The organism is Neorhizobium sp. 05N33 (genome assembly GCF_056397445.1).
Window position 1 is genome coordinate 169,523 of record NZ_JBFTNK010000006.1, and the last position, 21,459, is coordinate 190,981.

The 21,459-nt window shown below is 61.4% G+C and carries 16 protein-coding genes; 8 read left to right on the forward strand and 8 right to left on the reverse strand.

Annotated features, from left to right (window positions below; genetic code table 11):
* Positions 1-55: 55 nt before the first annotated feature.
* From glmU to AC1DLT_RS17460, 4 genes are all read left to right on the forward strand, one after another.
* Positions 56-1,417, forward strand: coding sequence for a bifunctional UDP-N-acetylglucosamine diphosphorylase/glucosamine-1-phosphate N-acetyltransferase GlmU (glmU, locus tag AC1DLT_RS17445; RefSeq protein WP_038542969.1), 1,362 nt, complete (start codon positions 56-58; stop codon positions 1,415-1,417).
* A 120-nt stretch (positions 1,418-1,537) separates the two neighbouring features.
* A complete protein-coding gene (gene glmS / locus AC1DLT_RS17450; protein ID WP_038542971.1) occupies positions 1,538-3,364 on the forward strand; it encodes a glutamine--fructose-6-phosphate transaminase (isomerizing) in 1,827 nt (608 codons plus the stop codon).
* A 92-nt stretch (positions 3,365-3,456) separates the two neighbouring features.
* Positions 3,457-4,140, forward strand: coding sequence for a DUF502 domain-containing protein (locus AC1DLT_RS17455; RefSeq protein ID WP_038549191.1), 684 nt, complete (start codon positions 3,457-3,459; stop codon positions 4,138-4,140).
* A 135-nt stretch (positions 4,141-4,275) separates the two neighbouring features.
* Entirely contained in the window at positions 4,276-5,760 is a 1,485-nt protein-coding gene (locus AC1DLT_RS17460) for an esterase-like activity of phytase family protein (protein ID WP_477487553.1), read from the forward strand.
* A 95-nt stretch (positions 5,761-5,855) separates the two neighbouring features.
* Here AC1DLT_RS17460 and recG read toward each other — a convergent pair whose 3' ends face one another.
* A complete protein-coding gene (gene recG, locus AC1DLT_RS17465; RefSeq protein ID WP_477487554.1) occupies positions 5,856-7,961 on the reverse strand; it encodes an ATP-dependent DNA helicase RecG in 2,106 nt (701 codons plus the stop codon).
* 90 nt (positions 7,962-8,051) lie between these two features.
* Here recG and AC1DLT_RS17470 point away from each other — a divergent pair, with 90 nt between their 5' ends.
* Together AC1DLT_RS17470 and mfd are read left to right on the forward strand one after the other, a co-directional pair.
* Complete coding sequence (locus AC1DLT_RS17470) at positions 8,052-8,381, forward strand: FAD assembly factor SdhE (protein WP_477487555.1); 330 nt, start codon at positions 8,052-8,054, stop codon at positions 8,379-8,381.
* Between the two features lie 11 nt (positions 8,382-8,392).
* Positions 8,393-11,899: a transcription-repair coupling factor gene (gene mfd, locus AC1DLT_RS17475; protein WP_477487703.1), complete on the forward strand. Its 3,507-nt coding sequence runs from the start codon at positions 8,393-8,395 to the stop codon at positions 11,897-11,899.
* Here mfd and AC1DLT_RS17480 read toward each other — a convergent pair whose 3' ends face one another.
* From AC1DLT_RS17480 to AC1DLT_RS17490, 3 genes are read right to left on the reverse strand one after another with little or no spacing between them, the layout of a single operon-like run.
* On the reverse strand, positions 11,900-12,811 hold the full coding sequence (locus tag AC1DLT_RS17480) for a DMT family transporter (RefSeq protein WP_477487556.1): 912 nt from the start codon (positions 12,809-12,811) through the stop codon (positions 11,900-11,902). It abuts the gene before it with no gap.
* Between the two features lie 14 nt (positions 12,812-12,825).
* On the reverse strand, positions 12,826-13,497 hold the full coding sequence (locus AC1DLT_RS17485; RefSeq protein WP_477487557.1) for a DsbA family oxidoreductase: 672 nt from the start codon (positions 13,495-13,497) through the stop codon (positions 12,826-12,828).
* Positions 13,498-13,534: 37 nt separating this feature from the next.
* Positions 13,535-15,340 (reverse strand): extracellular solute-binding protein, encoded by a 1,806-nt coding sequence (locus AC1DLT_RS17490; RefSeq protein WP_477487704.1) that lies wholly within the window; start codon positions 15,338-15,340, stop codon positions 13,535-13,537.
* A gap of 285 nt (positions 15,341-15,625) precedes the next feature.
* Between AC1DLT_RS17490 and AC1DLT_RS17495 the strand changes: the two genes are divergently transcribed.
* A complete protein-coding gene (locus AC1DLT_RS17495; protein WP_038542985.1) occupies positions 15,626-16,273 on the forward strand; it encodes an invasion associated locus B family protein in 648 nt (215 codons plus the stop codon).
* Between the two features lie 116 nt (positions 16,274-16,389).
* On the opposite strand, the gene hspQ is transcribed toward AC1DLT_RS17495, so the two are convergent.
* The 3 genes from hspQ to AC1DLT_RS17510 form a co-directional block, all read right to left on the reverse strand.
* Positions 16,390-16,719 carry a heat shock protein HspQ gene (hspQ, locus tag AC1DLT_RS17500; protein WP_007753924.1) on the reverse strand — a complete coding sequence of 110 codons (330 nt, stop codon included), beginning with the start codon at positions 16,717-16,719 and terminating at the stop codon, positions 16,390-16,392.
* A gap of 272 nt (positions 16,720-16,991) precedes the next feature.
* Positions 16,992-18,401 carry a type I glutamate--ammonia ligase gene (gene glnA, locus AC1DLT_RS17505; RefSeq protein ID WP_037087011.1) on the reverse strand — a complete coding sequence of 470 codons (1,410 nt, stop codon included), beginning with the start codon at positions 18,399-18,401 and terminating at the stop codon, positions 16,992-16,994.
* A gap of 69 nt (positions 18,402-18,470) precedes the next feature.
* Positions 18,471-18,809 carry a P-II family nitrogen regulator gene (locus AC1DLT_RS17510; protein WP_038542987.1) on the reverse strand — a complete coding sequence of 113 codons (339 nt, stop codon included), beginning with the start codon at positions 18,807-18,809 and terminating at the stop codon, positions 18,471-18,473.
* A gap of 343 nt (positions 18,810-19,152) precedes the next feature.
* Here AC1DLT_RS17510 and AC1DLT_RS17515 point away from each other — a divergent pair, with 343 nt between their 5' ends.
* The gene (locus tag AC1DLT_RS17515) at positions 19,153-20,634 is read left to right on the forward strand and encodes an NAD(P)H-hydrate dehydratase (protein WP_477487558.1); all 1,482 of its coding nucleotides are present in this window, start codon (positions 19,153-19,155) and stop codon (positions 20,632-20,634) included.
* Here the strand turns inward: AC1DLT_RS17515 and AC1DLT_RS17520 are convergent.
* Positions 20,631-21,443, reverse strand: a complete 813-nt coding sequence (locus AC1DLT_RS17520; protein ID WP_477487559.1) for a DUF72 domain-containing protein — start codon at positions 21,441-21,443, stop codon at positions 20,631-20,633. The genes AC1DLT_RS17515 and AC1DLT_RS17520 overlap by 4 nt on opposite strands.
* Positions 21,444-21,459: the final 16 nt, after the last annotated feature.

Consider the following 21,459-nt stretch of genomic DNA (forward strand, 5'->3'; position numbering starts at 1 on the left):
CCGTCAATCATCTTGCTGGTATGAAGCGGCAAATCGCCTGAGAAGGAGAATCCCCATGAGCCGTTCCTGCCTTGCCGTCATCCTCGCCGCCGGCGACAGCACACGCATGAAATCGTCGATGTCGAAGGTGCTGCATCCGATTGCCGGGCGTCCGATGATCGCGCATGTGATGGCGGCGGTGGCATCGACCGGCGTGACCGAGGCGGCTCTGGTCGTCGGCCGCGACGCAGACGGAGTGGCCAGGGCCGGCGCGGTCGATGGTGTTTCCGTCGAGGCTTTTCTGCAGGCGGAGCGCCGCGGCACCGGCCATGCGGTCCTGACGGCGAAGCAAGCGATTGTCCGCGGTTACGACGACATCCTGGTCGCCTATGGCGACGTGCCGCTGATCACTTCCGCGCCGTTCGCGGAGGCGCGGGAAAAGCTTGCCGCCGGCGCGGATGTCGTGGTGATCGGTTTTCATACGGACAAGCCGACCGGTTACGGCCGCCTGCTGGTTGAAAACGGCGAGCTGATCGCGATCCGCGAAGAGAAGGATGCGACGGACGAAGAGCGCAAGGTCACCTGGTGCAATAGCGGCCTGATGGCGATTAACGGCCAAAAGGCGCTGTCGCTTTTGGAGGGCATCACCAATCAAAACGTCAAGGGCGAATATTACCTGACGGATATCGTCGAGATCGCCCGCGCCGCCGGCGGCAAGGTCGTGGCGGTCGATGCGCCGGAAACGGAAGTCGCCGGCTGCAACAACCGCGCCGAACTGGCCATGCTCGAAAGGCTCTGGCAGGAACGCCGCCGCCACGAACTGATGATCTCGGGCGTCAGCATGATTGCGCCGGAAACCGTGTTCCTTTCATATGATACGCAGATCGGTCAGGACGTGTTGATCGAGCCCAACGTCGTGTTTGGTCCGGGCGTTCGGATCGACGGCGGGGCCGTGATCCACGCCTTTTCGCATATCGAAGGCGCTCATGTGAGCGGCGGCGCGACCGTCGGACCTTTCGCGCGGCTTCGCCCCGGAGCCGATCTTGCGGCCGGCTCCAAGGTCGGCAATTTCTGCGAGGTCAAGAATGCCAGGATCGACGAAGGCGCCAAGGTCAACCACCTGACCTATATCGGCGATGCCTTTGTCGGCGCCCATGCCAATATCGGCGCCGGCACGATCACCTGCAACTACGACGGCGTCAACAAGCACGAGACGCGGATCGGCGCCAACGCCTTTGTCGGTTCGAACTCGTCGCTCGTTGCACCCGTCTCGATTGGCGACGGCGCCTATGTCGCCTCGGGAAGCGTCATTACCGACAATGTCCCGGCCGATGCGCTGGCGCTTGGCCGTGCCCGCCAGGAAGTGAAGCCGGAGCGCGCGAAAATCCTCCGCGAGCGGGCACTCGCCCTCAAGGTCGCCAGGAAGGCGCAAAAGTAGCCCGGCCATTAACATTTGCGCGTTACTTTCCGACATCGAAAGTGACCGGCGGGCCGATTGCGCAAAACCTGCAATCGGCTAGGAGTTCGCGCGGGTTCCACGAAGCGAAGAGGGTCGTTCATGTGCGGAATTGTCGGGATCGTCGGAAATTCGCCGGTGGCGGCGCGTCTCGTCGATGCGTTGCGAAGGCTCGAATACCGCGGTTATGATTCCGCCGGCGTGGCGACCGTCCACGAGGGCCGGATGGACCGCCGCCGCGCCGAGGGAAAACTCTTCAATCTCGAAAAGAAGCTCGACGCCGAGCCGCTGCCCGGCACGATCGGCATCGCCCATACCCGCTGGGCAACCCACGGCGTCCCGAACGAAACCAACGCCCATCCGCATTTCGTCGATGGCGCCGCCGTCGTCCATAACGGTATCATCGAGAACTTTTCTGAGCTGAAGGACGAACTGCTGGCCGAAGGCGCCGTCTTCGAAAGCCAGACCGATACGGAAGTCGTCGCACATCTGCTCGCAAAATACACCCGCCAGGGCCTCGACCATCGCGCCGCGATGCTGGCGACGCTGAACCGGGTCTCCGGCGCCTATGCGCTGGTGGTGATGTTCGAGGACGACCCGGGCACGATCATGGCCGCCCGTTTCGGACCGCCGCTCGCGATCGGCCACGGCCGCGGCGAGATGTTTTTGGGGTCCGATGCCATCGCGCTGTCTCCGTTTACCAACGAGATCACCTATCTGGTCGACGGCGACTGCGCCGTCATGACCCACAAGGGCGCCGAGATCATCGATTACGACGGCAAGCCGGTGACCCGGCAGAGCCAGATTTCCCAGGCATCGGCCTTCATGGTCGACAAGGGCAATCACCGCCATTTCATGGAGAAGGAAATCTACGAGCAGCCGGAAATCATCTCCCATGCGCTCAGCCATTACATCGATTTCGCGACCCATACGGTGAAGGCGAACGATACGGCGATCGATTTCGGCAAGGTTTCCGGCCTGGCGATCGCCGCCTGCGGCACGGCCTATCTGTCCGGCCTGATCGGCAAATACTGGTTCGAGCGTTATGCGCGTCTGCCGGTCGAAATCGACGTCGCCTCCGAATTCCGCTACCGCGAACTGCCGTTGTCGCCGTCCCAAGCGGCACTGTTCATTTCCCAGTCGGGCGAGACAGCCGATACTCTGGCCTCCCTGCGTTACTGCAAGGACAACGGCCTCAAGATCGGCGCGGTCGTCAACGTCAGGGAATCGACCATCGCCCGCGAATCGGATGCGATCTTCCCGATCCTCGCCGGCCCGGAGATCGGTGTCGCCTCCACCAAGGCCTTTACCTGCCAGCTTGCGGTTCTTGCCGCGCTCGCGATCGGTGCGGGTCGCGCCCGCGGCACGGTGACGGCGGGCGATGAGAAGGCGATGGTGAAACACCTCGCCGAAATGCCGCGGATCATGAGTCGGGTACTGAACGACATCCAGCCGCAGATCGAGGCGCTGTCGCGCGAGCTGTCGCGGTTCAAGGATGTCCTTTACCTCGGCCGAGGCACCAGTTTTCCGCTTGCCATGGAAGGTGCGCTGAAGCTCAAGGAAATCTCCTATATCCACGCCGAAGGGTATGCCGCCGGTGAGTTGAAACACGGGCCGATCGCGCTGATCGACGAACATATGCCGGTGATTGTCATCGCACCGCATGACCGTTTCTTCGAAAAGACCGTTTCCAACATGCAGGAAGTGGCGGCGCGCGGCGGCAAGATCATCTTCATCACCGACGAAAAGGGGGCGGCGGCTTCCAAGCTGCCGACCATGGCGACGATAGCATTGCCGAATGTCGACGAGATCATCGCTCCGATGATTTTCTCGCTGCCGATCCAGCTGCTTGCCTATCATACGGCTGTCTTCATGGGCACCGATGTCGACCAGCCGCGCAACCTGGCAAAATCCGTCACGGTGGAGTGATATCCACCGGCTTTTCCTTGCATCGCAACATCGCATCCGGCATTGTCGCAACAGATGATTGCGGCGATGCTGAGGGTATGCAGGAAAATCGGATGAGCGACAGTCCAGAGCGAATATCGCTGGCCGGCCGTCTCAGGAACAACTTCCTAACCGGCCTGATCATCTGCGCGCCGCTTGCCATCACCATCTGGCTCACCTTCACCTTTATCGACTGGGCCGATAGCTGGGTTACGCCCTACATTCCGCGGCGCTACGATCCACAATATTATTTCAACATCACCATTCCTGGCACCGGTCTGCTGATCGCCGTGGTGCTCATCACCATTATCGGCTTTCTCGGCAAGAACCTGATCGGTCGCTCGATCGTCAAGTTCGGCGAATCGATCCTGCACCGGATGCCGCTGATCCGCAGCATTTATAAGAGCATCAAACAGATCTTTGAGACGGTGCTGAAGGAACAGTCGACCTCCTTCAAGAAATGCGGGCTGATCGAGTTTCCGAGCCCCGGCATGTGGGCGCTGGTGTTCATCTCCGGCGACGCGCAGGGAGAGATCGCCGCAAAGCTCAATGCGGACGGAGAGGAAATGGTCGGTGTCTTCCTGCCGCCGACACCGGTTCCGACCGCCGGCTTCCTGATGTTCGTGCCGAAAAGCAAGATCATCATGCTCGACATGACGCCGGAAGAGGGTGCCAAGCTGCTGATATCGGGTGGCCTCATCGCGCCGGACTACAAGCCCATCCCCGGCCTGCCGACCGCCGTCCTGCCGGCGCCATAAGCGCCCGTGCGGGGCGTCACGTCAGTGTCACCGCAGCCGCCTAAGAAGAAGCAGGGAGCGCGCGTCGCAACATTCATTCGACGCGCAACGGCGGGAAGCCGCTGGCCCTTCTAGGCTTGAACAAGGAACCATTCCATGGGTTATGCGCGTAAGGCCGCACTGCTTGCGGCCACAATGATTGCTTCGTCTTTGATTTCGAACTCGGTCCTGCTGGCCGAGACGAGTGCTACGGGCGCCGGCATCACCATCGTCAACAAGGGCCTCGTCGCCGTCGGCCGCATTCCGGCCGGCCAGCGTGACAAGTTCGGTGAGACTTTCGGGTCCGGTTCCGGCATGGCGATCGACCCGACCGACTGGAAGAAGGATGCCGATGGTTATGCCGGTTCCCTCTGGTTGCTGCCCGATCGCGGCTACAATGTCGACGGCACGACTGATTACAATTCGCGTATCAACAAGATCGAGATCCGGCTGGCGCCGGCTGCCGCCGGCCAGGCCCTGTCCTCCGACAAGCAGCAGGCTGGCGTTCAGGCAAAGCTCGCGGAGACCATGCTGCTGACCGACGACGCCGGCAAGAACATGACCGGTCTCGATCCGGAGTCGGGCGTTCGCGCCGCTGCGGCCAGAATGCCGGCCATGCCGCAGGCCTCGACCGGCAAAGTCTCCCTCGATCCCGAGGCCGTCATCCGCCTGGCGGACGGTTCGCTTTTGATCAGCGACGAATACGGCCCTTATATCTATCACTTTTCCATTGATGGTAAGCTGATCTCCGCTACTCAGCCGCCGAAGGCCCTGCTGCCGATGCGCAAGGGCCGGTTGGACTTCTCTTCCAACAATCCCGGCCCTGGCGGCAAGGTACCGGATCCGAAGGATCCGGAAAGTGGTCGCCAGAACAACCAGGGCCTCGAAGGCATGGCGATGACCCCGGATGGCAAGTTCGTGATCGCCCTGCTGCAGTCCGCGCCCATTCAGGATGGCGGCGACTCCAGCTCGACGCGCATGAATACCCGCGCCCTGGTCTATGACGCTTCCGACATCGACAATCTCAAGCTCGCGCATGAATATGTCGTGCCGCTGCCGACCTTCGACAACAAGGGCAAGGTTGCCGTTGCCGCCGAGAGCGAAATCCTGGCGCTGTCCGATAAGGCCTTCCTGGTTCTGGCGCGCGACAGCAATAGCGGCCAGGGCGTGAAGGGCGACACGTCGGTTTACCGCAAGATCAACCTGGTCGATCTCACCAGTGCCACCGATATTGCCGGCACCGATTTCGACGGTCTCAAGCCGGTCGCTTCGAAGGGCAAGGTCGACGAGACCGTGAAACCTGCGGTCCTGACGTCGTTCATCGACATAAACGACGCCCAGGAACTCGCTCGCTTCGGCCTGCATAACGGCGCGCCGAACGACAGGAACAATCTTTCGGAAAAATGGGAAGCCATGTCGATCGCAAGCGCGCTCGATGCCTCCGCTCCGGACGACTTCTTCCTGTTTGTCGCCAACGACAACGACTTCTTGACCCAGGACGGTTTCCAGGTCGGCAACGCCTATAAGGCGGCCGGCGCCGCGGATGTCGACACCATGTTCCAGGTTTTCCGCGTCACGCTTCCGGGCGTTGCCAAGAAGTAAGGCCCCTAACGCAAGCCTTCTCCCCGACGGTCGGGGGGAAGGTCGAAGAAGGTCAGATGATCTTGACCATCATACACCCCCTGCCGACGGCCGCATCACCCGGCTCTCAGGAACCGGATCGCCTCGTCGCGGCGGTGCAGATAAAGCAGCACGCGCATGTTCTGGCCGCGCTCGCTGGTGAGTTCGGGATCCCGCTCCAGCAGATAGGCCGCGTCCTTGCGGGCGATTTCGAGCAGGTCCGCATGCGCCTCCAGGCTCGCAATCCGAAAACCGGGCGTGCCTGACTGCCGGGTGCCGAGCAGTTCTCCTTCGCCGCGCAGCTTCAGATCCTCTTCGGCGATCAGAAAACCGTCCTCGCTGTCGCGCAGGATCGATAGCCGCGCCCGCCCGGTTTCGCTGAGCGGTCCCTTGTAGAGCAGGATGCAGGTCGAAGCCTCGTCGCCGCGCCCGACGCGGCCGCGCAACTGGTGCAACTGGGCAAGGCCGAACCGCTCGGCATGTTCGATGACCATGATCGTCGCGTCCGGCACGTCGACGCCCACTTCGACCACGGTAGTCGCGACCAACAACCGGATTTCGCCGGTCTTGAAGGCGCTCATCACCGCGTCCTTCTCAGGCCCGCTCATCCGCCCGTGGATCAACCCGACATCACGGCCCAATTCCCTGGCGAGCACCGCATAACGCTCCTCCGCCGACATCAGGTCGGAAGCATCCGATTCCTCGACGAGCGGGCAGATCCAATAGGCTTTTTTCCCTTCGCCGATCGCGCCCCTGAGCCGGGCGACGATGTCGCCGATCCGTTCGGTTGGGATTGTCACTGTCTGGATCGGCTTGCGGCCGGCCGGTTTTTCGGTGAGCTTCGAGACGTCCATATCTCCGAATGCGGCGAGTACCAACGTGCGAGGAATGGGCGTTGCGGTCATCACCAGCATATGCGGGGAAATGCCCTTGGCGGTCAGCCGAAGACGCTGATGCACACCGAACCTGTGCTGCTCGTCCACCACGGCGAGCATCAGATTGTGATAGTTGATCGCATCCTGGAAGAGCGCGTGCGTGCCGACGATGATCTGCGCTTCGCCTGAGGCGATCCGCTCGATGATCTGGTCGCGCTCGCGCCCTTTGGTGCGGCCGGTCAGCACCTCGACCGCTACACCTGCAGCACCGGCGAGCTTCGAGATTGTCGAAAAATGCTGGCGGGCGAGAATTTCGGTCGGCGCCATCAGCACCGCCTGGCCGCCGGCCTCGACGGCCGCGGACATGGCGAGCAACGCCACCAGTGTCTTGCCGGCGCCGACATCGCCCTGCAGCAGCCGCAGCATGCGGTCTTCGCCGGCCATGTCCTTGATGACATCCTCGACAGCCGCCTTCTGGCTGGGCGTCAGCGAGAATGGGAGGTTTGCGATGATCTTTGCGGCCAGATCGCCTTTTACCCGGATTGGCTGGCCGGGGACCTTACGCACTCGCTGACGCACCAGCGACAGCGACACCTGGCCAGCCAGGAACTCGTCATAGGCGAGCCGGCGGCGGGCAGGGGCCTGTGGATCGATATCCGCCGCATCGCGTGGATCGTGCAGCCCACGAAAGGCCTCCGCCACCGAAGGAAAACCCTGGCGCACGGCCAGCGCCGCATCCGCCCATTCTGGCAGTTCCGGCATGCGGGCGACGGCGCCGTCGATCGCCTTGCGCAGCACTTTCGGCGTCAGGCCGGCCGTCATCGGGTATACCGGCTCCACCAGTGGCAGGTTTTCAGCCTCGGAGGACTTTACGATGAAATCCGGGTGCACCATCGAGGGCCGGCCGTTGAACCAGTCCACCTTGCCGCTCACCATCACCATCTCGTCGATCGGCAGCGACTTTTCCAGCCAATTGCCCTTGGCCCGGAAGAAGGTGAGCGCCAGCTCGCCCGTATCGTCGTGCAGGAAGACCCGATAGGGCATATTGGACTTGCCGGGCGGCGGCGGCTGATGGCGGTCGACCCGGCCTTCGATCGTGACGATCGCTCCTTGCGGCGAAAGCGCGATGCCCGGCCGGTTGCGCCGGTCGATCAGCGAGGAGGGGGCATGGAAGAGCAGGTCCACGACACGACAATCGTCAGGGTCCTCACGGCCGGTGACGCGGGCGATCAGTTCGGCAAGCTTCGGCCCGACACCGGCAAGCGAGGCGACGGGCGAGAACAGCGGATCGAGTATGGCGGGACGCATGGCGCGCAAAATGCGATGGATTTTGCCCATTTGGCAAGGTGACGAGGGCGGAAAAGCGTCCTATATGAACGGCAAAACAAGGACACGGCCATGACAGGACTATCCCGCACCAGCGCGGATCTCGACCCGCGCCGCCGGCGCATCCTCTATCGCTGCTGGCACCGCGGCATAAGGGAAATGGACCTGGTTCTGGGCAGCTTCGCGGAAGCCGAGATCGCCGATCTTGGAGATGCGGAACTCGACGAGTTCGAGGCGATCATGGGCGAGGACGACCACGACCTGCATGCCTGGATCACCGGAGCTCAGGCCTTGCCCGAGCATAGGAAGACACCGCTTTTTGCGCGCGTCGCAGCCTATAACCCGGATTTCGATCCCGTCACCAAAGCCTCCCTGGAAGCAAGGCTCGGAAACAAGATATGAATTCTGGCCCGATGATTCCCGGATTCGACGCGAAGAAGATCGCCGCGGCGCAGACCCCGCTGACCATAGGCAACGTGCCGCCGGGCATGGAGCCGCTGATCCTTGCCGAGCTCGCCCGTGCCGGCCAGGCGGTCGCCTATGTCATGTCAGACGGCCAGCGGATGCTCGACCTGGAGCAGATGTTGTCCTTCGTGGCGCCGGAAATCCCGGTCCTGACGCTGCCCGCCTGGGACTGTCTTCCCTATGACCGCGTCTCGCCGAGCGCCGACGTTTCGGCTCGCCGGCTGGCGGCCCTGTCCGGCCTTATCTCTCATGCCAGGAAGCCGCATGCAGCGATCGTGCTCGTCACCGTCAATGCAATGCTGCAGAAAATCGCTCCCGCCGAGATCATCGAAAGCCTCGCGTTCTCAGCCAAGCCGGGCAATCAGATCCGCATGGACGATATCGCGGCACGGCTGGAACGCAACGGCTTCGAGCGTGTCGCGACGGTCCGCGAAGTCGGCGAATTCGCCGTGCGCGGCGGCATTCTCGATGTCTTCGTGCCGGGCACGGAAGAGCCGGTGCGTCTCGATTTCTTCGGCGATACGCTGGAATCGATCCGATCCTTCGATCCCGCCAGCCAGCGTACGACCGGCCAGGCGCGCGCCCTCGACCTGAACCCGATGAGCGAGGTGACGCTGACGCCGGACACCATCAGCCGCTTCCGGAAGAACTACCTCTCTCTCTTCGGCGCCGCGACCCGCGACGATTCGCTCTATCAGGCAGTCTCTGAAGGCCGGCGTTACCCCGGCATGGAACACTGGCTGCCGCTGTTCTACGACGGTCTCGAAACCGCCTTCGATTACCTCAAGGGTTTCCGGATCGTCACCGACCACACGGCTCGCGAAGCGGCCGGCGAGCGTTCGAAACTGGTGCTCGACTATTACGAGGCACGGCGCGACAGCGGCACTCAAGGCAAGGGTGCGGCCGCTCAAGCGGCGCCCTACAAGCCGGTTTCACCAGGGCAGCTCTACCTGGAAAGCAAGGCTTTTGCCGCGGCGCTCGACGCCGTCAACGCGGTGCGTCTGACGCCGTTCAACGAGATGGATGCAGAAGGTCGCCGGGTGGTGACCTTGGGCGCCCATGCCGGTCCGCGCTGGGCGAAAAACCAGACGGAAGAAAAGGACCGCGACGAACGCGTCAACGTCTTCGACCTTGTCGTCAAGCATATCGCCGACAAGCGGGCCGAGGGTGCCAAGGTTCTTGTCACCGGCTGGTCCGCCGGCTCGCTCGACCGGCTGCTGCAGGTGCTCGACGAACGCGGGCTGAAGCGTATCAACCAGATCGACAAGCTTGCCGATCTCGACAAGCTGGAAAAAGGCGAAGCGGCTTCTGCGGTCCTCAGCCTCGAAGCCGGTTTCGAGACGGGCAATATCGTCGTCATCGGCGAGCAGGACATTCTCGGCGACCGCATGGTCCGCCGCGGCAAGCGCCGCAAGCGCGGCGCCAATTTCCTGACCGAAGTGGCCGGCCTCGACGAAGGTTCTCTGGTCGTCCATGCCGAGCATGGCATCGGCAAATTCGTCGGCCTGGTGACGATCGAGGCCGCCGGCGCCCCGCGCGCCTGCCTGGAACTGCATTACGCCGACCAGGCAAAACTCTTCCTGCCGGTCGAAAATATCGATCTCCTGTCGCGCTATGGCTCGGACGCGGCGGAAGCCCAGCTCGACAGGCTCGGCGGCGGCGCCTGGCAGGCCCGCAAGGCCAAGCTCAAGAAGCGGTTGCTCGACATGGCCGACGCGCTGATCCGCATCGCCGCCACCCGCATCACCCGCCGCGCGCCGGTTCTGACCACGCCCGAAGGGCTCTACGACGAATTCGCCGCCCGTTTCCCTTATGACGAGACCGAAGACCAGGCGAATGCCATCGATTCCGTGCGCGACGATCTCGGCGCCGGCCGGCCGATGGACCGTCTCGTCTGCGGCGACGTCGGTTTTGGCAAGACGGAAGTGGCGCTGCGCGCTGCCTTCTTCGCGGCAATGAACGGAGCGCAGGTCGCGGTCGTCGTGCCAACCACGCTTCTTTCCCGCCAGCATTTCAAGACGTTTCGCGAGCGTTTTCGCGGATTGCCGATCAAGGTCGAGCAGGCGTCGCGGCTGGTGCCCGCCAAGGAACTCGCCCAGACCAAGAAGGACCTTGCCGACGGCAAGGTCGATATCGTCGTCGGCACCCACGCGCTGCTCGGCGCCGGCATTCAGTTCGCCAATCTCGGTCTGCTGATCATCGACGAGGAGCAGCATTTCGGCGTCAAGCACAAGGAGCGGCTGAAGGAACTGAAGAGCGACGTGCATGTCCTGACGCTCTCGGCAACGCCGATCCCGCGCACGCTTCAACTTGCCATGACCGGCGTTCGCGAGCTGTCGCTGATCACCACGCCGCCGGTCGACCGCATGGCGGTCCGCACCTTCATTTCACCCTTCGATCCGCTGGTTATCCGCGAGACGCTCATGCGCGAGCATTATCGCGGCGGCCAGAGTTTCTACGTCTGCCCGCGGCTCGCGGACCTGCCGGAAATTCAGGCTTTCCTCCAGTCCGACGTGCCGGAATTGAAGGTCGCGGTTGCGCATGGCCAGATGGCGGCGGGCGAACTCGAAGACATCATGAATGCGTTCTACGACGGCAAATACGATGTGCTTCTGTCGACCACGATCGTCGAATCCGGCCTCGACGTGCCGACCGCCAATACGCTGATCGTCCATCGCGCCGACATGTTCGGCCTGGCGCAGCTCTACCAGCTTCGCGGCCGCGTCGGTCGTTCCAAGGTGCGCGCCTTCGCGCTGTTCACCCTGCCGGTCAACAAGACGCTGACGCAGATGGCCGAGCGCCGCCTCAAGGTGCTGCAATCGCTCGACACGCTCGGTGCCGGTTTCCAGCTCGCCAGCCACGACCTCGACATCCGCGGCGCCGGCAATCTGCTCGGCGAAGAACAGTCCGGCCATATCAAGGAGGTCGGTTTCGAGCTCTACCAGCAGATGCTGGAGGAAGCGGTCGCAGAAGTGAAGGGCGACGACGAGATCACCGATACCGGCTGGTCGCCGCAGATCTCCGTCGGCATCACCGTGATGATCCCCGAAACCTACGTTCCCGACCTGCATCTGCGCATGGGCCTCTACCGCCGTCTCGGCGAAGTCACGGACCTGTCGGAGATCGATGGTTTTGGCGCGGAAATGGTCGACCGTTTCGGCCCGATGCCGGTCGAGGTGCAGAACCTGTTGAAGGTCGTCTACATCAAGTCGCTCTGCCGCAAGGCAAATGTCGAGAAGCTCGACGCCGGCCCGAAGGGCATCGTTGTCACCTTCCGCGACAAACAGTTCCCGAACCCGGCCAATCTGGTCGGTTATATCGCCAAGCAGGGGACGCTCGCCAAGATTCGCCCAGACCACAGCGTTTTCCTCACCCGCGACCTGCCGTCCCCCGAAAAGCGGCTGACGGCCGCCGCCCAGGTGATGACCCAGTTCGCCGAACTGGCAAAGACATGATTATGTGTCGGATTTAGCGTCGGGTACGGTAACGACGGCGGCCTGCGCGTCGGTCGCGACAGAGGCGGGCAGCGGCACGTGGCGTGCCCGTTCGCGGGCGAGCGTTAGAAGGCCGGAGCCGATGATCAGCACGATGCCGACCAGCATCGGCAGGTCGACCTTGTCGCCGAAGATCAGATAGCCGAACAGGATGGCCCAGAGCATCTGGCTGTATTGGGTCGGCCCGATCACAGCGGCGGGCGCATAGTTTGCGGCATACATCAGCCAGACCGTCGCCAGCGCCGCCCATTGCGGCAGTGTCGGCCAGTGGAAGTCGGGGATCATCAGGATGCCGAGGATGACGAGAACGCCAAGGACGCCGGCGCCGTAAAGCGAGATGTGCTTCTCCGATGGCCCGACGGCGCGATAGACGATGATCGAGATCGCCCCGGAAAACCCTGCAAACACCGCGCCGACATGCCCGATCGAAAGCTCGCGGAAACCGGGGCGCAATATGACCAGAACGCCGATGAAGCCGATGATCACGGCGCTCCAGCGCCGGATGCCGACCGTCTCCTTGAGGAACAGCACCGACATGATCGTCACGAAGGACGGCAGCAGGAAGATCAGCGCGAAGGCTTCCGCCATCGACAGATAGGTGAAGGCCGCGACGCTGCCGATCGTCCCCATCGCCGCTGAGAAGAAGCGCAGCATCCATAACGGCCGGTTGGTACTTCTTACCACGTCCAGCCAGCTGTCGCCCGGCTTCATCAGATAAGGAAAACCGGCCAGCATGAAGACGGCGCCGAAAAAGCCCATTTCATAGGGCGTCAGCGCGCCCTCGATCATCTTGACGCTGGCATCGCTCCACGAATAGGCGGCAAACGAGGCGAAGGCGAGAAGAACGCCTTTCAGAGTCTGGTCGGTGCGCACGCGTTTCGCCGTTCTCAGATCATGCCCTTGCGGGCTTCTGCCTTCAGCTTGGCGATTTCCCGCAGCGCATTGGCAAATACGTCCGGCGTCTGGGCGCCGCTCACGGCATACTGTCCGTCGATGATGAAGAACGGCACGCCGGTCACGCCCATCTTCTGGGCCGCCTCGATCTCCCCAAGAACGGTGTCCTTGTCGGCGTCGCTTGCCAGCAGGTTCTCGATGACCTTGCGGTCGAGGCCAGATGCCTCGGCGATATCGGCGAGCACGGCATGGTCGCCGACATTGCGACCCTCCTCGAAATTCGCCTTGAACAGGGCGGTGGCGACCTTGTCCTGAATTTGGCGGTCTTCGACGATCGCCCAATGCAGCAGGCGATGCGCATCGAGCGTATTGGGGCCGATCTTGATCGCCTCGAAGTCATACTTGATCCCGACCTCTTCGCCGAGCTTCTTCAGCATGCTATGGGCGCGTTCGACGGCATCCCTGCCGCCAAGCTTGGCGGCAAGATCCGCCTGATGGTCGACGCCTTCGGGCGGATGGTCCGGGTTGAGCCGATAAGGGCGCCAGTTGATGTCGACCCCGATCTCGTCCTGAACTTCGGCGACCGCCAGTTCCATCCTAGCCTTGCCGAGGTAACACCAGGGGCAGACGATGTCCGAAACGATGTCGATGCCTACGCGCTCCATGGCGGCGTCCTTTCTTCGGTAACCGTAAGAGGCTGGATTATTGCGCCCGCTTATCCCACCAGGTGTTGAGCTGGTAGCCATAGAGCGGCAGTTTCTCCGGATAACCGATATACTTGCGACGCGCCACCCATTGATCGGGGATATGATAGAGCGGAACGAGATAGTGACCTGAAATCAGCATTCGGTCATAGGCACGCACGGTCGCCTCGAAATCCTCCTTGCTGCGCACCGTCAGCATGGTCTCGATCAGCTTGTCGAGATCGGCATCTGCAGTGCCGGCAAAATTGAAACTGCCGTCGCGATTGCGGGAATCCGATCCCCAGCGCCCGGCCTGTTCGATGCCGGGCGACAGCGACGAGGGATAGGATTTGACGATCATGTCATAGTCGAAATTGCCGGAGCGGGCCTGGTATTGTGCATCATCGACGGTGCGAATCGACATCTCGACGCCGATCATCTTCAGCGTCCGCTGATAGGCGATCGCCAGCTTTTCCTGGTCCTGGCTCTGGGTCATCACCTCGAAGGCAAGTGGTCTGCCGGAAGCGTCCGACATCCTGCCGTTCTTGATCGCATAACCGCCCTTCTTGAGAAGATCGACCGCATTGCGCAGCACCTTGCGATCCGCGCCGGAGGCATCGGTCTTCGGGAGGTGGTAAGTGCCATTGAGGACGGCCGGTTCGATCCTGTTCTTGATAGCCCCCAGGATCTGGAGCTCCCGCTCGTCGGCCGGCTTGCCGAGCGAGGAGAGGGGCGAGTTCTGCCAGAAACTTTCGGTGCGGGTGTAGGCGCCTTCGAAGAGGTTCTTGTTGGCCCATTCGAAATCGAAGGCGAGCGACAGGCCGGCGCGTACGTTCACGTCGGCAAAGATCGCTCTTCTCGTATTGAACACGAAACCGAGCATGCCGGTCGGCAGCTGCGGCTTGAACGCATCCTTGATCACATCGCCGTTCTGGACCGCCGGGAAATCATAGGCCCGCGCCCAGTGTGTCGGACTGCCGTCGAGATAGATATCGATCGCGCCTTTCTTGAAGGCCTCGAACAACGTGTTGTCCTGCAGGAAATATTCGACGCTGATCTGATCGTAATTGTCGAAACCCACCTTGGCGGGAACATCCTTGCCCCAGTAATCCGGATTTCGCTCATAGACGATCCGTTCTCCGGGCGAAACCGATTTGACCCGGTATGGTCCGGAGCCGACCGGCGGCTTCAGCGTCGACTGGTCGAACGTGGCTGGATCGATCACGTGTTTCGGCAGGATCGGCGTCGAGGTCGCGAGAATCAGCGGAAATTCCCGGTCGGCCTTGGCGTTGAAGGTGACGCGGACAGCATGCTCGCCGACCCTCTCGATTTTGTCGACGGGTGACAGCCGGCTCGAAAACGGGATGCGCCCCTTGTCGCGCAGCAATTCGAAGGTGAAAATCACGTCGTCCGGCGTCACCGGCTGTCCGTCCGACCATTTGGCCTTCGGATTGAGATTGAACTGGATGAAGCTGCGGTTGTCGTCCCATTCCGCGCTTTCGGCCAGCAGACCGTAAAGCGTGAAGGCTTCATCGCTGGAGCGGGTCATCAGCGGTTCGTAGATGAGGTGCCCGAGGATCGTATCCCACAGGCCACGCGCGGTAGTGCGCATGCTTTTGAGGATGAACGGATTGAGGTTGTCGAACGTGCCGACGACGCCATAGGAAATCTTGCCGCCCTTCTTCACAGCCGGGTTTACATAGGGAAAATGCTTATAGTCGGGGCCGAGCGCCGGGCTGCCGTGCATGGCGATCCCATGGACCGGTTCGGCCAATGCCGGAGCGCCGATCAGAAACGCGGCGATGAGGGGAAGAAAGCGTCGCATGGCACCCATGGCGGTGAAATCCTCGCTGATTCGCCTGCAAAATAGCGCATGCCATCAGGCCCACCAACCACCGCCATGTGCAAAAGAGTGATCGGCGGCATTAACTCCTTGTCAAAAAATACGAAAGAGGGACTGGATATCGATGCCTGCCCGATGTAACAGGTTGGCCAGACGGGCGGGTCATTCAATTGCCTCATTTGACCGACAGGTCACAGGCAGTAGGACACCCCGAGGGAGTTGACGGCGTCTGCCGTACCCAGCTGATTTCAGGAGACGGATCTCGTTATGATGCTTAAGGCAACCCAAGTTCTGCGGACGGCAATGTCTGCTCTCGCTCTTTCGGCCGGCGCAATCGCGCTGCCGGTTGCAGCTCTTGCACAGGATGCTCCGGCCGCGGGGGCTCCTGGCGCACCGCCGCTCGGCTGGTTCAAGACCTGCACAAAGCAGGACGACAGCGACCTCTGCGTCGTGCAGAACATCATTGCTGCCCAGAACGGTCAGCTCATCACCGCCGTCGGCCTGATCACGGTCGAAGGCAAGGTCAACCGCAAGATCATGCAGGTCTCTGTACCGACCGCGCGCCTCGTGCCGCCCGGCATCGTCATGCAGATCGATGGCGGCAAGGGCCAGAAGCTCGATTATATCGTCTGCCTTCCGGACAAGTGCACCGCCGAGGTGCCGCTGACGGACGCGATGATCGCCAGCCTCAAGAAGGGCAGCGAGGTGGTCTTCACCTCGATCAATTTCCGTCGCGCTCCGAACCCGATCAAGGTTCCGCTGACCGGCTTTACCGGCATCTTTGATGGCCCGGCCATGCCGCAGGAACAGATCGCCCAGAGCCAGCGCAGCCTTGAAGAAGGCATGCAGCGCAAGGCGGAAGAAACCCGCAAGAAGCTGGAAGACGCCCAGAACGCTGCAAAGCAGGGCCAGTAAGCTTTCAGCGGGAGCCAGACAATTTCAAAGCCCGGCCACGCGCCGGGCTTTCTGATTCCGGACACAAAAAAGCGCCGGCTGGGATGCCGACGCCTTTCCAGTTCTCGGAATGGAGTTTAGTGGGCCAGTATGATCTTGGGCTTCAACTGGCCCGATGGTCCGCGATCGAAGATCTGGTAGACCTGCGGATTGCGCAGCGGGGCATCATTTTCGTCATGCTCCAGGTTCTGCTCTGAAACATAGGCGACATATTCCGTCTCGTCATTCTCCGCGAGGAGATGATAGAAGGGCTGGTCCTTGTTCGGCCGGATTTCTGCGGGAATGGAATTCCACCATTCTTCCGTATTGGCGAATTCCGGATCCACATCGAACACGACGCCCCGAAACGGAAAAACCTTGTGGCGGACCACTTCTCCGATGGTGAATTTAGCGTTGCGTTGTTTCATGGTGCGATGTCCTTTCGCATCCTAATGTGGGAATAAAATTCTCCGACATCAAGAGATTAATGCAGGCGGGCCCACTTCGTTCCACGGATAGACTTAAGGCCTAGTGAGCCTCCACGGCCCTTTCGTCGCCAGGACTGCGCCGCCCACAACGAGCACCATGCCGGGTGCGTAACTATGCTTCGAAAAATTCGCTGAAGAGATATCGCTGCCATGGAACGACAAACGGCGGGCTTGTGACCCGCCGTTTCCAGTTTCACGAGGCGCTGACCGGATCAGGCCGAGTAATACATGTCGAACTCGACCGGATGCGGCGTCATTTCGAAGCGCATGACTTCCACCATTTTGAGCTCGATATAGGCGTCGATCTGATCGTCGTCGAAGACGCCGCCGGCGGTCAGGAACTTGCGGTCGCGATCGAGGTTTTCGAGCGCTTCGCGCAGAGAGCCGCAGACGGTCGGGATCTTCTTCAGCTCCTTCGGCGGCAGGTCGTAGAGATCCTTGTCCATGGCCTTGCCGGGATGGATCTTGTTCTTGATGCCGTCGAGGCCGGCCATCAGCATGGCGGCGAAGGCCAGATACGGGTTTGCCAGCGGGTCCGGGAAACGGACTTCGACACGCTTCGACTTTGGCCCGGTGCCGAACGGAATGCGGCACGAAGCCGAGCGGTTACGAGCGGAATAGGCAAGCAGAACCGGCGCTTCATAACCCGGGACGAGACGCTTGTAGGAGTTCGTCGTCGGATTGGTGAAGGCGTTGATTGCCTTGGCATGCTTGATGATGCCGCCGATATAGAAGAGGCAGCTTTCGGAAAGGCCGGCATATTCGTCGCCGGCGAAGGTCGGCTTGCCGTCCTTCCAGATCGACTGGTGCACGTGCATGCCAGAGCCGTTGTCGCCGAAGATCGGCTTCGGCATGAAGGTCGCGGTCTTGCCATAGGCATTGGCGACCTGGTGCACGACGTACTTGTAGATCTGGATCTTGTCGGCGTTGCGCACCAGCGTGTCGAACTTGACGCCGAGCTCGTGCTGGGCAGAAGCCACTTCGTGGTGATGCTTTTCGACGACCACGCCCATTTCGGCGAGCACCGTCAGCATTTCGGAGCGCATGTCCTGGAGGCTGTCGACCGGCGGAACCGGGAAATAGCCACCCTTGACGCGCGGACGGTGACCAAGGTTGCCAGTCTCGTAATCGGTGTCGTCGTTCGACGGCAGTTCCGACGAGTCGAGCTTGAAGCCGGTGTTATAAGGATCGGCCTTGTACTTGACGTCGTCGAAGACGAAGAATTCCGGCTCGGGGCCGACAAATACCGTATCGCCGATACCGGATGCCTTCAAATAGGCTTCGGCCTTCTTGGCGGTGCCGCGCGGATCGCGGTTATAGGCTTCGCCCGAAATCGGATCGAGAATGTCGCAAAAGATGACCATGGTCGACTGAGCGAAGAAGGGGTCCATGTGGACCGTCGCCGGATCCGGCATCAGCACCATGTCCGACTCGTTGATGGCCTTCCAGCCGCCGATCGAGGAACCGTCGAACATGACGCCATCGGCAAACATGTCCTCATCGACGCAGACGACGTCCATGGTCACATGCTGCAGCTTGCCCTTCGGGTCGGTAAAGCGCAGGTCCACGAACTTGACGTCGTTTTCCTTGATTTGTTTCATGATTTCGCTTGCGCTCGTCATATGACCTCCTCGATGTACGATGACGATGAAACCCCGGCCTTTGGCCTTGGGGCGGTATTTTGCGGGCGTTTAGATGGCGTCCACGCCCGTTTCACCGGTGCGGATGCGAATGACTTCCTCGATGTTGGAGACGAATATCTTGCCGTCTCCGATCCGTCCAGTCTGTGCAGCGTTGCGGATCGCCTCGATGACCGCATCCGCATTCTCGTCCGCCAGGACGACCTCGACCTTCACCTTGGGCAGAAAGTCGACGACGTATTCAGCGCCGCGATAGAGCTCCGTATGGCCCTTCTGGCGGCCAAAGCCCTTGGCTTCGGTCACTGTGATCCCCTGCAAGCCGACTTCCTGAAGGGCTTCCTTCACTTCGTCGAGCTTGAAAGGCTTGATGATCGCTTCGATCTTTTTCATGAGAAACTATATCTCCGCTTCTCTCTTGAAGCAGGCCGTTACCCGCTCGCCCATGCCAATGCAGTTATCGTGCCAAACTCACATGGCACTTTCAAAAAAACAATGCGGTTTTGCACCGATTCCCCATAAAACAGCAGGTTCAGTGGCAAAACTGCTTCCGTTTTTCTCGAAATTTGTGCGTTGCGACACAAGAATCGGAGTTTTTTGAAGTTTTTTCGGAACTTAAGTGATATCGAATATAGTCAAGGCGAAGTCACTTATTTAGGCAATTGCATAATTTTTATGCCATTCTGGCTAGAGAAGTGGCGCTTGTTTTCTGATCATCTTTCCGTTCAATAGCGCTATGGATGCTTCGCTTGTTTCACTGCTGCTGACGCCTGACGAGATGACGGCGGCGGATGCCGCCTCTGCCCGATCCGGCATTCCGTCCTTCGACCTGATGGACAGGGCAGGCCGCGCGATTTCTGCCGCCGCGCTTCGGCATTTTCCCGGCGCGTTGCGTTTTGTCGCACTCTGCGGTCCCGGAAACAATGGGGGGGACGGATATGTCGCGGCCCGCGCGCTTGCCGAAGCAGGCGCCGCCGTTGACGTCCATCATCTCGGCGATCCCAGAACACTGAAAGGCGATGCAAGAAGGGCGCGCGACCTCTGCGGCCTGCCGTCGAAACCGCTCGAAGCCTATCAGCCGCGGACCGGTGACGTGGTGGTCGACGCGCTGTTCGGTGCCGGCCTGACGCGCGAAGTGCCGGACATTGTCGCGGAGGTGATCCGCAAGATCGGCGAGGCGGGGATATCGGTTCTTGCGGTGGACCTGCCGTCCGGTCTCTGCGGGAGGCGGGGCGTGCCGCTCTGCGCCGCCTTTCAGGCCGCCCATACGGTCACTTTCATGGCCCGCAAGCCGGGCCACCTGCTGCTGCCGGGCAGGTCTCTCTGCGGTGACGTCGAGGTTTTCGATATCGGCATTCCAGCCCGCATCATTCGCGAGGTTGCCGGCAGGACGAAAGAGAATTGCCCTGAATTGTGGCGCGGTCTCCTGATCGAGCCGGGAAGTGAGACCCATAAATACCGACGGGGACATCTGGCCGTGTTTTCCGGCGAAGCCGGCAAAACCGGGGCCGCCCGCCTTTCGGCAACCGCGGGCCTGAGGGCCGGGGCAGGGCTGGTGACGGTCGGTTCGCCGGAGGACGCCATGCCGGTCAACGCGGCCTCGCTGACCGCGATCATGCTGCACCGGGTGGACACGCTCAAAGACCTGGAAAACTGGCTTCGCACGGCAAAACTTGCCGCTTTCGTGCTCGGACCGGGTTTCGGCATCGGCAAGAAGGCGAGGCAATTTGCACTGGCGTTGAAGGACCGCCCCCTGGTGCTCGACGCCGACGGCATTACCTCCTTCAAGGAAAAGCCCTCGGACCTGTTCGATGCCTTTGCCGGCGGAGAGCCCCATCTGGTCCTGACGCCGCACGAGGGCGAGTTCGCCCGGCTATTTCCCGACATCGCCGCGGATGACAATCTGAGCAAGGTGGAAAAGGCGGTGGCGGCTTCCGCCCGCGCTCACGCTGCCATTGTCTACAAGGGTGCCGACACGGTGATCGCCAGCCCCGACGGACGCGCCTACATCAATACCAACGGACCGCCGTGGCTGGCGACTGCCGGTTCCGGAGATGTGCTCGCGGGCATGATCGGCGCATTACTCGCCCAAGGCATGACCGCATTCGAGGCGGCCGCTGCGGGCGTCTACCTGCATGGCGAAGCCGGCAAGCGGGCGGGCAGGGGCATGACTGCCGAAGATCTCGCTACCCATGCCGGCGTACGGCTGGATCTCTAGCTGCGGCTTTCCAGAAGTTCGCGCATCGCCATCGCGCCATAGGGAGCGTTCACCTTGCCCTCGTGGATGAAGAAGGCGAAGACGTCGCGTGGCTCCTTCTTCGGCTTATGTTTGTCGTCGACCAGCGGCAGGTCGTCCGGCACGCCGCCCTCGGCCCAGGTTTCCAGCCTTTTCGCCCAGGCCTTCATGTCATCTTCGGCGTAGCAGGTCTTGATGTCGTCCGAGCCTTTTTGCAGGCGCGTGTAGACGAAATCCGCCGTGACATCCGCGATCATCGGATAGTCGAAATGGTCGGCACAGACCGGCGCGATATTATATTTCGCCAGCAGCGCGATAAATTCCGGCACCTTGAACGTGTCGTTGCGGACCTCGACCACATGGGTCAGCTTCAGCCCGTCCAGCCTGTTCGGCAGCAATTTCAGGAAGGCTTCGAAATCGTCCGCCTCGAACTTCTTGGTCGGCGCGAACTGCCAGAGCAGCGGCCCGAGATGATCGCCGAGCTCGGTCAGACCCTGGGTCAGGAATTTTTCGATCGACTCCCCCGCCTCGGCCAAAACCTTGCGGTTGGTAGTGAAGCGGCTGGCCTTCAGCGAAAAGATGAAGCCGTCTGGAACCTCGGATGCCCATTTGGCAAAGGTCTCCGGCTTCTGCGATCCGTAATAGGTGCCGTTGACCTCGATCACCTTCAGTTTGCTGGCAGCATATTCGAGCTGCTTCTTCCTCGCCAGTTTTTCAGGATAGAACGTGCCTTCCCAAGGCTCGAAGGTCCAGCCGCCGATGCCCGTGCGAATAGTGCCGGCTTTGGTCATCAATTCCCTCCCACAT

Coding starts and splice junctions, on each gene's coding strand:
- recG (WP_477487554.1), bottom strand. CDS start 7,961: ATGCGTCCCGCCATACTCGATCCGCTGTTCTCGCCCGTCGCCTCGCTT.
- glmU (WP_038542969.1), top strand. CDS start 56: ATGAGCCGTTCCTGCCTTGCCGTCATCCTCGCCGCCGGCGACAGCACA.
- AC1DLT_RS17490 (WP_477487704.1), bottom strand. CDS start 15,340: ATGCGACGCTTTCTTCCCCTCATCGCCGCGTTTCTGATCGGCGCTCCG.
- glnA (WP_037087011.1), bottom strand. CDS start 18,401: ATGACGAGCGCAAGCGAAATCATGAAACAAATCAAGGAAAACGACGTC.
- mfd (WP_477487703.1), top strand. CDS start 8,393: ATGATTCCCGGATTCGACGCGAAGAAGATCGCCGCGGCGCAGACCCCG.
- AC1DLT_RS17520 (WP_477487559.1), bottom strand. CDS start 21,443: ATGACCAAAGCCGGCACTATTCGCACGGGCATCGGCGGCTGGACCTTC.
- AC1DLT_RS17455 (WP_038549191.1), top strand. CDS start 3,457: ATGAGCGACAGTCCAGAGCGAATATCGCTGGCCGGCCGTCTCAGGAAC.
- AC1DLT_RS17470 (WP_477487555.1), top strand. CDS start 8,052: ATGACAGGACTATCCCGCACCAGCGCGGATCTCGACCCGCGCCGCCGG.
- hspQ (WP_007753924.1), bottom strand. CDS start 16,719: ATGAAACAACGCAACGCTAAATTCACCATCGGAGAAGTGGTCCGCCAC.
- glmS (WP_038542971.1), top strand. CDS start 1,538: ATGTGCGGAATTGTCGGGATCGTCGGAAATTCGCCGGTGGCGGCGCGT.
- AC1DLT_RS17510 (WP_038542987.1), bottom strand. CDS start 18,809: ATGAAAAAGATCGAAGCGATCATCAAGCCTTTCAAGCTCGACGAAGTG.
- AC1DLT_RS17495 (WP_038542985.1), top strand. CDS start 15,626: ATGATGCTTAAGGCAACCCAAGTTCTGCGGACGGCAATGTCTGCTCTC.
- AC1DLT_RS17485 (WP_477487557.1), bottom strand. CDS start 13,497: ATGGAGCGCGTAGGCATCGACATCGTTTCGGACATCGTCTGCCCCTGG.
- AC1DLT_RS17460 (WP_477487553.1), top strand. CDS start 4,276: ATGGGTTATGCGCGTAAGGCCGCACTGCTTGCGGCCACAATGATTGCT.
- AC1DLT_RS17515 (WP_477487558.1), top strand. CDS start 19,153: ATGGATGCTTCGCTTGTTTCACTGCTGCTGACGCCTGACGAGATGACG.